Below are 13,271 nucleotides of genomic sequence, written 5' to 3' on the forward strand. Positions count from 1 at the left end.
TTCTGCGCGACGGCTTCGAGTGATGCAACATTTTTGTTGCGATATGTTGTATATAAGTTTCGTTACATTCCCATGGAGCCCGCGATGCACGCCCGAACCCTTGCCTGCCTCGGCGCCGTGCTGGCGCTCGCGACCGCCTGTGCGCCGGTCGCCACCACCCCCGCCATGGCCGGCGCGCCCGTGCCGGACGCGACCTACACCATGGCCGATTTCGCCCGCGTGGCGAAGTTCGACGCGCACGTGCACGCCAACACCTCCCAGCACGCCTTCCTCGACCAGGCCGCGGTCGACAACTTCGAACTGCTGACGATCAACGTCGACTATCCGGTGTTCCCGTCGATCGCCGACCAGCGCACCGCGGCGCTGGCGCTGGCGAAGGCCGATCCCGCGCGCCTGCACTGGGCCGCCACGTTCTCGATGGACGGCTTCGGCACGCCGCAGTGGCGCAGTTCGGTCGGGCAGGCGATCGACGCCGCGGCCAATGAGGGCGCGCTGGCGGTCAAGATCTGGAAGAACGTCGGCATGATCGAAAAGGATGCGCACGGGCGCCTGGTCATGCTCGACCATCCCGCGCTGGCGCCGGTGGCCGAACACGTGCGCGCGCGCGGCTTGGCCCTGATCGGCCACCAGGGCGAGCCGCACAACTGCTGGCTGCCGCTGGAGCAGATGACCACCGACAACGACCGCGAGTACTTCGCCAACCATCCGCAGTACCACATGTACCTGCATCCGGACGAGCCCTCGTACGAGGACCACATGGCGGTGCGCGACCGCTTCGTGGCCGCGCACCCGCAGTTGCGCTTCGTCGGCGCGCACATGGCCAGCCTCGAATACGACGTCGACCGCGTGGGCGCGTTCCTCGACCGGTTCCCCAACGCCAGCGTCGACCTCGCCGCGCGCATGAGCCAGGTGCAATACCAGTCGGTGCGCGACCGCGAACGCGTGCGCCGCTTCTTCATCCGCTACCAGGACCGGATCCTCTACGGCACCGACCTCACCCAGGGTCCGGATGCGGAACCGGCCGAGTTCGCGCGCAGCGCGCACGAGACGTGGACCTCCGACTGGCGCTACCTCGCCACCGGCGAATCCCAGCGCGTGGACATGATCGACGCCGACGTGCCCGGCCTGGCGCTGCCGCGCGATGTGATCGACAGGATCTACTTCGCCAACGCGCGCCGCGTGTTCCTGCGCGACGGCCGCTGAGTCGATGCGCGCGCCGGCCTCAGGCCAGCAGCAGTTCGAACCCGAGCTGCTGGCTGGCGGCGCGGATCTCCTCCGGCGCGCCGGTGTCGGTGATCAGCACGTCGAGCTCGCGCACCGGGATGATGCGGTGCAGGCACACGGTGCCGAACTTCGAACTGTCGGTGATCGCCACCACGTGCCGCGCGGCCTCGACCATCTTGCGGTTGAGCATCGCCTCGGGCTCGTAGTGCGTGGTGATTCCGCGTTCGAGGTCGAAGCCGTCCACGCCCAGGAACAGGCGGTCCACGTGCAGCGCGTCGAGCGCCTCGACCGTGAGCCCGCCGTAGAAGGCCATGTTCTTGCGCCGCAGCTCGCCGCCCAGCATCACCAGGCGCAGGTTGGTCTTGGGCGTGAGCGCGGTGAGCACGCCGAAATCGTTGGTGACCACGGTCACCTCGATGTTGGGCAGCGCCTCGGCCAGCTGGATCGCGGTGGTACCCGAATCGATGGCGATGGTGTCGCCGGCCTTGACCAGGGCGGCCGCGCGCTGGCCGATGCGCCGCTTCTCGTCCAGGTGCGCGGTGCGCTTGGCCTCGTAAGGCGGCTCGGCCAGGGTGCCGCCGACCACGTGGCTGTCGATCGCGCCGCCGTAGGCGCGCGCCATCACCCCGCGTTCGGCGAGGTAGCGCAGGTCCTTGCGCACGGTCTGCATGCTGACGCCGAACCGCCGCGCCAGCGCGGTCACCTGCACGCTGCCGTGCTGGCGCACGAGTTCGCTGATCTGCAGGCGTCGCTGGCTGGTGTCGCGGGTGGCGGCCATGGGGTCCTTTCCTTGTGACGCCCGAGTATGCGACATTTCGTTAAATTTCGCTATTGATGCAAAACGAAACATGAGATAGGCTCGGTTTCGTTTCGTTAAGCCTTGCCGCCCAACGCCCGAGGAGAGAGCCGCCGTGACACCCGCCCGCCTGCACCGAAAGACGCTTTTCTGCAGTATCGCCCTGGCCCTGCTGCCGTCCGCGGCCTTCGCCCAGCAGGCCGGGGCCGACACCACCGCCGATCCTCAGGCCGGCCAGCCCGCCGCGGAGTCGATCGAATCGCTCGACACCGTGATCGTCACCGGCGTGCGCGGCAGCCTCGCGCGCGCCACCGAACTCAAGCGCGAATCCTCGACCGTGCAGGACTCGATCAGCGCGCTGGAGCTGGGCAAGTTCCCGGACGACAACGTGGCCGATTCGCTCAGCCACATCACCGGCGTGTCGATCTCGCGCACCGCCGGCGGCGAAGGCCAGAAGGTGAGCGTGCGCGGCCTCGGGCCGGAGTACACGCTCACCACCTTCAACGGACGCATCCTCGCCACCGACGGCGCCGGGCGCGATTTCGCCTACGACGTGCTGCCCGCGGACGTGATCAGCGGCGCCGACGTGATCAAAGGCGCGCAGGCCTCGCTCACCGAGGGCGCGATCGGCGGCCTGATCAACCTGCGCTCGGCCAGCCCGTTCGACCAGGCCGGCCAGCATGGCGTGGTGCGGCTGGAGGGCGACCGCAACCTGATGTCCGAGCAGAACGGCGGCAAGCTCTCGGCCGCCTACAGCAACACCTTCGCCGACGACACCTTCGGCGTGCTGCTGGGCGTGGTCTACGGGCGCCGCAAGGACCGCACCGACGTGGCCGGCAACGACGGCGGCTGGAGCCGCAACGCAGACCCCACCGACGAGAGCTGGCTGTGGGGCAACACCTGGGGCGGGCACATCGACCCCAACGGCAACGGCGTGCTGGACGAGGAGGAATACGGCCTGATCGGCCCGGGCCAGTTCCGCATCGGCTCGATCCTGGAGGAGAAGAAGCGCAAGGCGTTCTCGGCGAAACTCGAGTGGCGGCCGAGCGACAGCGTGAAGATCTCGGTCGACGGGCTGAAGACGCGCCTGGACTCGCCGCAGGTGGGCTACCAGCAGTCGTACTACCCGCTGTTCGCGCCGGGCCGCTGGTCGAACATGACGATCGACAACGGCATCGTCACCGACTTCACCATGGACAATCCGGATCCGGAACTGCGGCTAAACCCCGAACTGCTGAACCAGACCGAGTACCGCGTGGTCGATACCGACCTGTACGGCGTCAACGGCGAGTGGAAGGTCAACGACGACTTCACCGTCACCGCCGACCTGTACCGCTCGACCTCCAGCCGCTATTCCGGCGGCCAGGACTCGTACGTGGTGCTGCGCATGGCGCGGCCGAACACCGCCCGCATCTGGCTCGACGGGGGCATCCCCAACGTCGACGCGGACTTCGACGACGGGCGCAACCTGATCGACGGCCTGGCCAACGGCGAATTCGGCCCCAGCGATTTCAACACCCACTACTTCTCGCTGGCCGGCGACAACATCGACGACCGCATCAACGGCGGCTCGGTGGCCGGCGAGCTGTACGTCGGCGAGCTCGGGATCGAACGGCTGAAGTTCGGCTTCAACCGCACCGACCGCCGCAAGGCGCGCGACCTGGTCAACAACGCGCTCAACGGCGGCGCCGACTACTACTCCAGCGGCAACGCGATCAACGTGGGCGACCTCGGCGGCAGCGTGCTGTCGGACACCTTCAACCTGCCCAACTTCATGAGCGGCGTGTCGTCGGTGTTCCCGCGCTCGTTCCTGGGCTTCGACGTGCCGGGCTACATCGCCGCGCTGCGGGCCTACGACGGCAATCCGCGTCCCGGCGGCGGCACCTACGACTACGCCGCGGCCGCGCCGGTGTGGAACCCGCTGCAGAGCTACCGCGTGAGCGAGAAGACCAACGCGGCCTATATCGAACTCGACCTCGCCGGCGACCGCTGGGAGGGCAACGCCGGCCTGCGCCTGGTCAAGACCCAGACCACCGCCCAGGCCTGGGACGCGAAGATCCTGAGCATCGTCGAGTTCGGGGCGTTCAACTACTCCGCGGTGTACGACGAGCCGAGCTCGGTGTACCAGGAGGCCGAGTACACGTACGCCCTGCCGACCGCCAACTTCACCTGGCACTTCACCGACGAGCTGCAGCTGCGCCTGGGCGCGGCCAAGACCATGGCCCGCCCGGCGGTGAGCCAGCTGGCGCCCACCAACACCACCGAAAGCGTGTCCTGGGGCGAGTTCACCCAGATCTACGGCGGCAACGCCGAGCTCAAGCCCTACACCGCGCGCCAGGGCGACGTGTCGCTGGAGTGGTACTTCTCCGAGAACTCGATCGCCAACTTCGCCGTGTTCCACAAGCGCATCGAGAACCAGATCACCACCAGCTGGGAGCCGGGCCAGGACATCGGCGTGGGGCCGATCGTCGACACCGACGGCAACCCCATCACCGACGGACCGACCCTGTTCAACGTGATGCGCCCGATCAACGGCGACTACGCCAAGGTGCGCGGCTTCGAGGCCGGCCTGCAGCACTTCTGGGACAACGGCTTCGGCTTCCGCGCCCAGTACACGCGCAACTGGTCGAAGAGCTGGGTGGCCGACGAGGAGCGCCCGCTGGAAGGCATCGCGCCGTCGGTGTACTCGCTGGGCGTGATGTACGAGAAGGGCGCGTGGTCCGCCGGCGCGACCGCCGACCACACCGACGGTTTCGTCACCGCGATCAACGTGCTGGGGGGCGGCTACAACGAGCAGGCGGATCCGATCACCTGGCTCACCGCGCACGTCTCCTACAACGTCAACGACGACTTCACCGTGTCGCTGGAGGGCAGCAACCTGCTCGACGAGGAGAACACCTACAGCATCAACGGCAATCCGCTGCTGTCGCAGGGCTACTATCGCTACGGGCGTTCGCTCACCCTGGGGCTGAGCTACCGCTTCTGACGGCGCCACCCGGCCGGCCCGCGTGGCCGGCCGTTCCATCGGACAGGGAGTCGAGGCGATGCGGGGATGGAAGATCGTGGCGGGCGTGGTTCCGCTGGTCGTGGGACTGGCCTGCGGCGGTGCGTCGCAGGCGGTGCCGCGCAGTGCGGAGCGGTGGGTGGAGCTGCGGGCGATCGCCGACGGGTGGTTCGGGACGACCGCCTCCCGGCGCATCGCATCTCCGACAGCGTTGCGTCATGTGGGGGCGGCGGCGCCGCGACGCGTCGCGGCCGCGCCGGTGGTCGCCAGCTGGACCACTGCGCCCTCCGTCCCGATCGTGCCCTCCGCAGCGCCCTCGGTGCCCGCCGGAGCGCAGGCGGCGCCGCGCGTCACCGGCGGACGCGGCCATCGCCACCGGCGTGCGGCGGCCGCGTTCGAACCGGTGCCGCTGCAGTCGCGCATCGACGCCGTGCAGCCGATGACCGGCATCGTGCTGTGGAGCGACAACGCGTCCGGCCTGGCCGCGCTGGGCGACGACGTGCAGCTGGAGTTCGCCTACCTGCGCTACCGCGACGTGAGCCCGACCTCGAACGTCTTCGACTGGTCCGCCGTCGACACGCGCCTGGCCGCCGCGGCCGCGCGCGGGCACCAGATGATCCTGCGCTTCCACGACACCTATCCCGGCCGCACGGAGATCTCGATCCCGGCCGACATCGCCGACGGCCCGGACCACGTCACCGCCTTCCACACCGTCGAGGGCCGGCGCACCTTCATCCCCGACTGGCGCTCGCAGCGGCTGCGGCAGTTCGTGCTGGACTTCTACAGCCGTTTCGCGCAGCGCTACGACCGCGACCCGCGCCTGGCCTTCGTGCAGGTGGGCTTCGGTTCCTACGCCGAGTATCACCTGTGGGACGGGCCGCTGACGCTGGGGCAGACGTTCCCGTCCAAGGCCTTCCAGCGCGAGGCCCTCGAACACCTCGGCGCGCGCTTCGCGCAGACGCCATGGTCGGTGTCGATCGATGCCGCGAGCGAGGTCTACTCGCCGTTCCCGTCCGTGCCGTCGCTGCGCACCCTGCGCTTCGGCCTGTTCGACGACTCCTTCATGCACGAGCGCCACTCGGAAAGCGACAGCGAGTACAACCGCGCCGCCTGGCGCTTCTTCGGCGACGCGCGCCATCACGACGGCCCCGCCGGCGGCGAGTTCAGCTACTACAGCGAATACGACCAGGCCCACGTGCTCGACCTGCCCAACGGCCCGCACGGCCGCAGCTTCGAATCCTTCGCCGCCCAGTACCGCATCAGCTACATCATCGGCAACGACCAGCCGCGCTACCAGCCGCGCGCCCGCATCCGACAGGCCTCCATGGCCACCGGCTACGCCTTCCGCATCACCCGGCTCGAGAGCAACGGCCAATGCGTGCGCCTGACCGTGCGCAACGATGGCGTCGCTCCCATTTACCACGACGCCTGGCCCGCCGCGAACGGCCATCGGGCGGCCGCCTCGCTCAGGGGTGTTCTGCCGGGCGCGACACGCGATTTCGAGACCTGCCCGGGAGCCCACGCGCGCGACGCGCTGCAGGTGAGCATCGAGAGCGACCGACTCGTGCCGGGTCAGCGGATCCAGTTCGAGGCGGCGCTGCAGTAGCTAGCGTCGTACCGGACGGCGTGCGGATGATCGGTGGCGGGACTGTCCGACCAGCGGAGGGATTTGCTCGTCGCACTCCGGGGATGATGGCTTCTCGACTATTCGGCGTTCGCTCTGGGCGGCCATTCGCCGCCTCACGCGATTGCCACCGAATCAGTCCTTGGATCGGCCAAGGCCGAGGCCATGGTAGACCAGCACACACCCGAGCAGGAACGGAAACGACACGATCATAATGAAACGGAGCGGATCGTCCGCGACGTGTACAACGACGACGCTGGCTACACGTCGACGTCGCCCTGTAATGGACGCGATACCTGTCACAAGAAAGAAGATCCACACCGCCCAGCTGAGCAACCCGAGGGCGAAAAGCGAATATGCAGGCTCGTGCTTTCGGCCAGTCATTGCACCTGCGTTCCGAGCGTGTTGAGCGGGCAGGAGCCAGTATCGCTTGGAACTCGCGCGGATGCCTAGCCCTTGCGGCATGCCGCGCGGATCGGCGCTTTCGCAGATGACGATGGCCTCCAGGTGAACCGAGCCCGCGCCACCCAATGCAACGGAACTGAAGCCTGAGTCAAGCCGACCCGCGAAGCGGTTTCGGCTTGAATGAATTGTTAGGCGGCACGCTGCACATTGAACAGCACAAGCACGTAGCCAACGATCACGAGAACAACAAGCGCATAAGTGGAAGTGTGTTGCGCGGGACGTGGGAGGGAACAGAACCTGTCCCGCAAGGTGTACAGAAGCACGCAAGATGCGGACGACGCAAAGAAGACGCATACCACAAGCCACTCGCGTGCACTTAGCGTAGCCGATACGATTGCCGCGCCAAGTGCGAAGAGCCCGAGCGGCAATGCCGCGGCACTGACGCCGAACGCGGCTATCCAGGAACGAGTGACTAGAACTGTGGCCCGACTCGTAGTGTCCATGCCGCCTAACACCTGAGTTAAGCCGCGCCGCGAAGCGGCGTCGGCTTGGACGAATTGTTAGGCCGCGCCGATTTGACGGCACAAGCCCTCAAATTGGGTGAGGGCAGACTCAAGGAGGGTAGTGAGCTTGCCCACGACGTTGCCAGCAGAATCCCGCACGTCTGCGTCTATCACGACCTGAAGTGGCTCACCATCGAGGTGGGTGATAATTCCTTCAGGAAATTTAATCTGGATTGTCGCCTTGCTGCCGCCAGCCTTGGGCTCCAGGCGCATGCCTCGGTGGACATTGTGCAGCGTTGGAAACAGGCCGGAGTGACCGCCGTTGCGATCAAAGCCTCCATGCTTTTCTGTATTGGCCAGGTCCTTTAGTACCTTGAGCTCAAAGCAGGCTTGAGTAAACTGCTCAAGAGGAGCGGTGCTCTGCTTATGCTCTCTAAGCCACCGCTTCAGATGATCTGGTAGATTAGCGAGCAATGCGATGGCCGAATGCGCGTTGTTCTCGATCTCTTCAGGTGACATGTCCTTATCGAAGGTCATGCGGCCGGTAGTGCCTTCCTGCACGTACTTAACAGTCGACTGTATGTCGGTCTCTACGACCGTGCCGAGCGATGCGTAGATTCGCTGAATTCGCTTACCAATACTGGTGGACATGCCTGCGCGGCCTAACACTAATTAGACCCCGGAACCGGGGTGTAGCGAGGAGTATTCAGCCTCGCCCGACGCCGGTCAAACGCTTCTAGCAGCGCATCCGTCAAGGACTTCCAATCCCTTCGGGCCGGCTGCTGCGGCCTTGGCGTCGACGGGCGAGCCGCGGATCCGAGGTGATAACTCTTATCCAGTCGAAAGTGCCGGATATCCCGTCAGATCTAGGCGCGCCTCGCGATGCGCGCTCTCGCCTGATCTTTCGGAGCGCCGGCTGCAGGTCGTGACGATCAGGCACAAAAAAACCCGGCAGCCTGCGCTGCCGGGTTCTTGCGTCGACGCGCCGAAGGGGCGGCGGCGACGGCTTGGGGACTACTGGATCAGCGACGCTTGGCCGTCTTGGTGGCCGAAGCCACGACCTTCTCCGCTTCGGCCTGGGCCTTGACGGTGGCGGACTCGAGCTGCGACTTGGCGAGCTCGGCGATCGCCTCGTTGGTCTTGACGGTCGAGCCGAACACTTCCTGGCCGGCGCTGATGGTGCGCTCGACGTTCTCGCGGGCGATCTGCACGCCCTTCGGGAACAGGGTCTTCATGCCGTCGAAGTCGCGCACGTCGGCCGCGGCGCCGAAGAACGCGAAGGTGGCTTCGGCGTTCTCTTCGAGGGTCGCCATGTTCAGGCCGAAGACCTTGTGGGCGTTCTCGAGGGCAAGCTGGTTGATGCGCGCGGCGGTGTCGGCGAACTGACGCGTCGCGGCGGCGAACTGCTCGTTGTACTGGTAGTTCATGGTGATCTCCTGCGATCAGTGGCCGGCACGGAATTGCCGGGTTGTGCGGTGCACCATACCTGGCCTTTTGTTGCGATGCAACATATTTCGGCCGTGGGCGGCCGCCCTGTTCAGGAGGCTTGATAAATCAGACACTTACGCGTCAGGGCCGGTGTAACGGCAGCCCGAGGTGCAGGTTTCGTGGACCACCACTGCGCTGAGCAGGGGCAGCGCCGGGCGCAGCCGGTCCCAGATCCAGATCGCCAGGCGCTCGCTGGTCGGGTTCTCCAGGCCGGGCACGTCGTTGAGGTAGTGGTGGTCGAGCTGGTCGTACAGCGGGCGGAAGGCGGCCTTGATGTCGGCGAAGTCCATGACCCAGCCGGTGTCCGCGCCGGGTTCGCCGCTCACGTGCAGCTCCACCCGGAACGAGTGGCCGTGCAGGCGCGCGCACTTGTGCCCGAGCGGCACGTTGGGCAGCCGGTGCGCGGCTTCCAGGGTGAAGCTCTTGAAGATGTCCATCGCGGGATTCTCCGCTCATCGACGGGAGCCGGCAACGGCGGTCGCATCCACCTGGGCGCCAGATGCGTAGCGGCGGTGCAAGGGTCCCCGATCGCGTGCGCGCCGTTCTGGCGGCGCGTCCCCCGATGACTCACGCGGGCGATGCGCGGGCGTACGTTACGATTGCGGCCCGGTACCAGGGCCGCGCGATGCGCGCCGGATGCCGTTCCACACCACCGCCATGCCCCCGCGAGGAGCAAAGCCGATGACGCCCCAAGACCTGCTGAGCACCTACGGACCCCGCGAGTCGATGGAGTACGACGTGGTGGTGGTGGGCGCGGGCCCGGGCGGGCTGGCGACGGCGATCCGCCTGAAGCAGCTGGCCGCCGAGCACGGGCGCGAGGTGTCGGTGTGCGTGCTGGAGAAGGGCTCCGAGCCCGGCGCGCACATCCTCTCGGGCGCGATCATGGATCCGCGCGCACTGGCCGAGCTGTTCCCGGACTGGGAGTCGCGCGGCGCGCCGCTGAAGCAGGCGGTGACGCACGACGAGTTCCTGTTCCTCGACGACACCGGCGCGAAGTCCACGCCCGCCTTCCTGCTGCCGGACTGCTTCCGCAACCACGGCAACTTCGTGGTGTCGCTGGGCGCGGTGACGCGCTGGCTCAGCGCCCAGGCCGAAAGCCTGGGCGTGGAGATCTTCCCCGGCTTCGCCGCCGACGAGGTGCTCTACGCCGAAGGCGGCGCGGTACGCGGCGTGGCCACCGGCAACCTGGGCCTGGGCAAGGATGGCGACCCCACCGCCGAATTCCAGCTCGGCATGGAACTGCATGCGAAGTACACGATCTTCGCCGAAGGCTCGCGCGGCCATCTCGGCCGCCGCCTGATCGAACGCTTCGGCCTCGACCAGGGCCGCGACCCGCAGAGCTACGGCATCGGCATCAAGGAGCTGTGGCAGGCCGATCCGGCGAAGCACCAGCCGGGCCTGGTGGTGCACACCGCCGGCTGGCCGCTGCCCGACGACACCTACGGTGGCTCGTTCCTGTACCACGCCGAGGACGGCAAGATCGCGGTCGGCTTCGTGGTCGGACTGGACTATCGCAACCCCTACCTGAGCCCGTTCGAGGAATTCCAGCGCTGGAAGACGCACCCGTCGATCCGCAAGCACCTCGAAGGCGGCAAGCGCATCGGCTATGGCGCGCGCGCGATCACCGCCGGCGGCCTGCTGTCGCTGCCGAAGCTGGTGTTCCCCGGCGGCGCACTGGTCGGCTGCGAGGCAGGCACGCTCAACGCCAGCCGGATCAAGGGCAGCCACGCCGCGCTCAAGACCGGCATGCTCGCCGCCGAGGCCGCGTTCGCCGCGCTGGGCGAAGGCCGCGCGCAGGACGAACTGTCGGCGTATCCGGAGGCGTTCGAGTCCAGCTGGCTGCACGGCGAGCTGCAGCAGTCGAAGAACTTCAAGCAGTGGTTCAAGAAGGGCCGCACGCTGGCGACGCTGATGACCGGCATCGAGCAGTGGCTGCTGCCGCGCCTGGGCATCCGCAACCCGCCGTGGACCCTGCACCGCGACACGCCCGACCACGCCTGCCTGGAGCCGGCCGCGCAGCACGCGAAGATCACGTACCCCAAGCCCGACGGCGTGCTCACCTTCGACCGCCTGAGCTCGGTGTTCCTGTCCAGCACCCACCACGACGAGAACCAGCCCAGCCACCTCACGCTGAAGGATGCGTCGGTGCCGGTGGAGGTGAACCTGAAACAGTACGCCGGCCCCGAGGCGCGCTACTGCCCGGCGGCGGTGTACGAGTTCGTCGGCGAAGCCGGCAACGAGCGCCTGCAGATCAACTTCGCCAACTGCGTGCACTGCAAGACCTGCGACATCAAGGACCCCACCCAGAACATCGTCTGGGTCGCCCCGCAGGGCGGCGGCGGTCCGAACTACGCGGGGATGTAGGGATCGGGCCTGCGGCCGTTCTTCCGCGTGGCGGAGAAGCACAGGCGCACGCGGCGAACCTCATACCACGCGCGTCTTCCCTCCCTTCCCCGTTTCACCGAGGAAGGAAGGCCGGTCCGCACGAAGACTCTGCTACGCCACCCTCGCCACGAGCTAGTTGCCGGCGTGTCCGAGCCTCACGGCATATGGGCCGAAGGTGTTGCCGATGAAGCCGCCGGCGGTGTCGACGCTCAGCAGGCTGGCGTCGAGGTCGGTGGCAAGCGGCTGCCAGTCGCCGCCGTCGAGCGCGTAGTCGACCTCCAGCCGCGGCGCGGCGAGCCGGAACCGGAGCGTCGCCTGCGCGGGCATCTCGGGCAGCGCGACGCGCGCACGTTCGCGGCCGGCGGCGGGGTCGTCCTCGCCGGCGCGCTGCAGCAGCACCAGCGCCGCGCCGTCCGCGCTGCGTTCGAGCGCGGCGACCATATGCGCGGATTCGTTCTGCAGCAGGGCGAGCCCCGCGAGCTCGCCGGCCTCGAGTGCGCCCGGGTCGAGCGTGGTGGAGAACGTGGCGCGGTGGTGCTGCAGCCGGTGTCCGACGTACGACGACAGGGCCGCGCCCGTGCCGTGCAGGCCGAGCGGCGTGGGCGAGGGCGTGATGCGCAACCCACCGGCGCCGGTGGCGAACCAGGGCTGCGCGGGCGGATCGAGCAGCACCCACTGCGCCGGCAGCGCCGCGCCGTCGAAGGATTCCGTCCATGCCATCGGTCCGCCGTTCGGGCGCCTGGGCGCATCGCCGGGCGGCAGTGCCGGACGCGCCGACAGCGCCGGGACCGCTTCGCCGCGCGGCAGGATCACCGGCCAGCCGTCCTGCCACCGCACCGGCAGCAGGAAGGTCTCGCGGCCGAGGTTGTACTGGTTGCCGCGGTACGGGCGGGTGGCGAGGAATACCGCCCACCACGTGTCGTCCTGAGCGCGCACGAACTGCGCGTGGCCGGTCGAGGTGACCGGGTCGGGGCGCGCCGGATCGAGATCGCGCTGGGTCAGCGTCGGGTTGCCCGTCCACGCCTCGTACGGGCCGGTCACCTCGCGGCTGCGCCAGATCATCTGCGCGTGCTGCTCGCCGGTGCCGCCTTCGGCCGCGGTCAGGTAGTACCAGCCGTCGTGCTTGAACACGTGCGGGCCTTCCACATGCTCGGGGTTGCTGGCCGGGTCGACGCCGGCGTCCACCAGCTGCAGCCGCGGGCCCACCAGCGACAGCGTCTTCGCATCGAACTGCTGGATGAAGATCGCGCGGTGCCCGTCGTAGCGCATCGGGCCGTCGGGCACGCCGTTGTTGACCAGCCAGGCGCGGCCGTCGTCGTCGCAGAACAGCGAGGGGTCGATGCCGTCGAGATCCAGCCACGCCGGATCCGACCACGGCCCCGCCGGATCGCGTGCGGTGATGACGAAATTGCCCATGCCGCGGCCGGGGCAGTAGAAGCAGGTGTTGGCGATGTAGAACGTGCCATCGAAATGGCTGATGGTCGCGGCGAACAGGCCGCGGCTCAGCGCTTCGCCGTCGCCGTAGGGCATCTGGTCGACGCGGTCGATGGCGTTGCCGATCTGCCGCCACGACACCAGGTCGGTGCTGTGGAAGACGGGCAGCCCGGGGAAATACCCGAAGCTGGAGGTGACCAGGTAGTAATCGTCGCCGACCCGGATGGCGGAGGGGTCCGGGTAGAAGCCGGCGAGCACGGGGTTCGCATACTGCGTCGCGCCGGGGGCGGGGCCGCCGTCGTCGCCCTGGTAGTCGACGCGGATGAAGCGCGCTTCGCCGGCGCAGGCGCCGCCGATGGCCAGCAGCAGAACGAGCAGGGTACAGAGGGCGGCGGCGTGTCGTTGCAT

9 protein-coding genes are annotated in these 13,271 nt (G+C 68.0%); 4 read left to right on the forward strand and 5 right to left on the reverse strand.

From position 1 onward, the window contains the following. Nucleotides 1-84 precede the first annotated feature (84 nt). Entirely contained in the window at nt 85-1,203 is a 1,119-nt protein-coding gene (locus QFW80_RS11265; protein ID WP_280602056.1) for an amidohydrolase family protein, read from the forward strand. 19 nt (nt 1,204-1,222) lie between these two features. Here the strand turns inward: QFW80_RS11265 and QFW80_RS11270 are convergent, their stop codons facing one another. Then, nucleotides 1,223-2,002 carry a DeoR/GlpR family DNA-binding transcription regulator gene (locus tag QFW80_RS11270; RefSeq protein WP_280602057.1) on the reverse strand — a complete coding sequence of 260 codons (780 nt, stop codon included), beginning with the start codon at nt 2,000-2,002 and terminating at the stop codon, nt 1,223-1,225. A 133-nt stretch (nt 2,003-2,135) separates the two neighbouring features. Between QFW80_RS11270 and QFW80_RS11275 the strand changes: the two genes are divergently transcribed. After that, the gene (locus tag QFW80_RS11275) at nt 2,136-5,006 is read left to right on the forward strand and encodes a TonB-dependent receptor (protein ID WP_280602058.1); all 2,871 of its coding nucleotides are present in this window, start codon (nt 2,136-2,138) and stop codon (nt 5,004-5,006) included. Nucleotides 5,007-5,064: 58 nt separating this feature from the next. Beyond that, nucleotides 5,065-6,630: a hypothetical protein gene (locus QFW80_RS11280; RefSeq protein ID WP_280602059.1), complete on the forward strand. Its 1,566-nt coding sequence runs from the start codon at nt 5,065-5,067 to the stop codon at nt 6,628-6,630. A 983-nt stretch (nt 6,631-7,613) separates the two neighbouring features. On the opposite strand, the gene QFW80_RS11285 is transcribed toward QFW80_RS11280, so the two are convergent. The 3 genes from QFW80_RS11285 to queD form a co-directional block, all read right to left on the reverse strand. Next, a complete protein-coding gene (locus QFW80_RS11285) occupies nt 7,614-8,207 on the reverse strand; it encodes a hypothetical protein (RefSeq protein WP_280602060.1) in 594 nt (197 codons plus the stop codon). A gap of 371 nt (nt 8,208-8,578) precedes the next feature. After that, nucleotides 8,579-8,983, reverse strand: a complete 405-nt coding sequence (locus tag QFW80_RS11290) for a phasin family protein (protein WP_280602061.1) — start codon at nt 8,981-8,983, stop codon at nt 8,579-8,581. Between the two features lie 135 nt (nt 8,984-9,118). After that, a complete protein-coding gene (queD, locus tag QFW80_RS11295; RefSeq protein WP_280602062.1) occupies nt 9,119-9,481 on the reverse strand; it encodes a 6-carboxytetrahydropterin synthase QueD in 363 nt (120 codons plus the stop codon). 244 nt (nt 9,482-9,725) lie between these two features. Here queD and QFW80_RS11300 point away from each other — a divergent pair, with 244 nt between their 5' ends. Continuing rightward, nucleotides 9,726-11,408, forward strand: coding sequence for an electron transfer flavoprotein-ubiquinone oxidoreductase (locus QFW80_RS11300; RefSeq protein WP_280602063.1), 1,683 nt, complete (start codon nt 9,726-9,728; stop codon nt 11,406-11,408). Nucleotides 11,409-11,561: 153 nt separating this feature from the next. Here the strand turns inward: QFW80_RS11300 and QFW80_RS11305 are convergent, their stop codons facing one another. Then, entirely contained in the window at nt 11,562-13,271 is a 1,710-nt protein-coding gene (locus QFW80_RS11305; RefSeq protein WP_280602064.1) for a glycoside hydrolase family 43 protein, read from the reverse strand.

Source organism: Luteimonas rhizosphaericola, assembly GCF_029888045.1.
In the GTDB taxonomy this organism is placed as follows: domain Bacteria; phylum Pseudomonadota; class Gammaproteobacteria; order Xanthomonadales; family Xanthomonadaceae; genus Luteimonas; species Luteimonas rhizosphaericola.

Bases quoted from the DNA above. Each gene is read 5' to 3' on its own strand.
- QFW80_RS11280 (WP_280602059.1), top strand. From the start codon at position 5,065: ATGCGGGGATGGAAGATCGTGGCGGGCGTGGTTCCGCTGGTCGTGGGA.
- QFW80_RS11305 (WP_280602064.1), bottom strand. From the start codon at position 13,271: ATGCAACGACACGCCGCCGCCCTCTGTACCCTGCTCGTTCTGCTGCTG.
- queD (WP_280602062.1), bottom strand. From the start codon at position 9,481: ATGGACATCTTCAAGAGCTTCACCCTGGAAGCCGCGCACCGGCTGCCC.
- QFW80_RS11290 (WP_280602061.1), bottom strand. From the start codon at position 8,983: ATGAACTACCAGTACAACGAGCAGTTCGCCGCCGCGACGCGTCAGTTC.
- QFW80_RS11270 (WP_280602057.1), bottom strand. From the start codon at position 2,002: ATGGCCGCCACCCGCGACACCAGCCAGCGACGCCTGCAGATCAGCGAA.
- QFW80_RS11300 (WP_280602063.1), top strand. From the start codon at position 9,726: ATGACGCCCCAAGACCTGCTGAGCACCTACGGACCCCGCGAGTCGATG.
- QFW80_RS11285 (WP_280602060.1), bottom strand. From the start codon at position 8,207: ATGTCCACCAGTATTGGTAAGCGAATTCAGCGAATCTACGCATCGCTC.
- QFW80_RS11265 (WP_280602056.1), top strand. From the start codon at position 85: ATGCACGCCCGAACCCTTGCCTGCCTCGGCGCCGTGCTGGCGCTCGCG.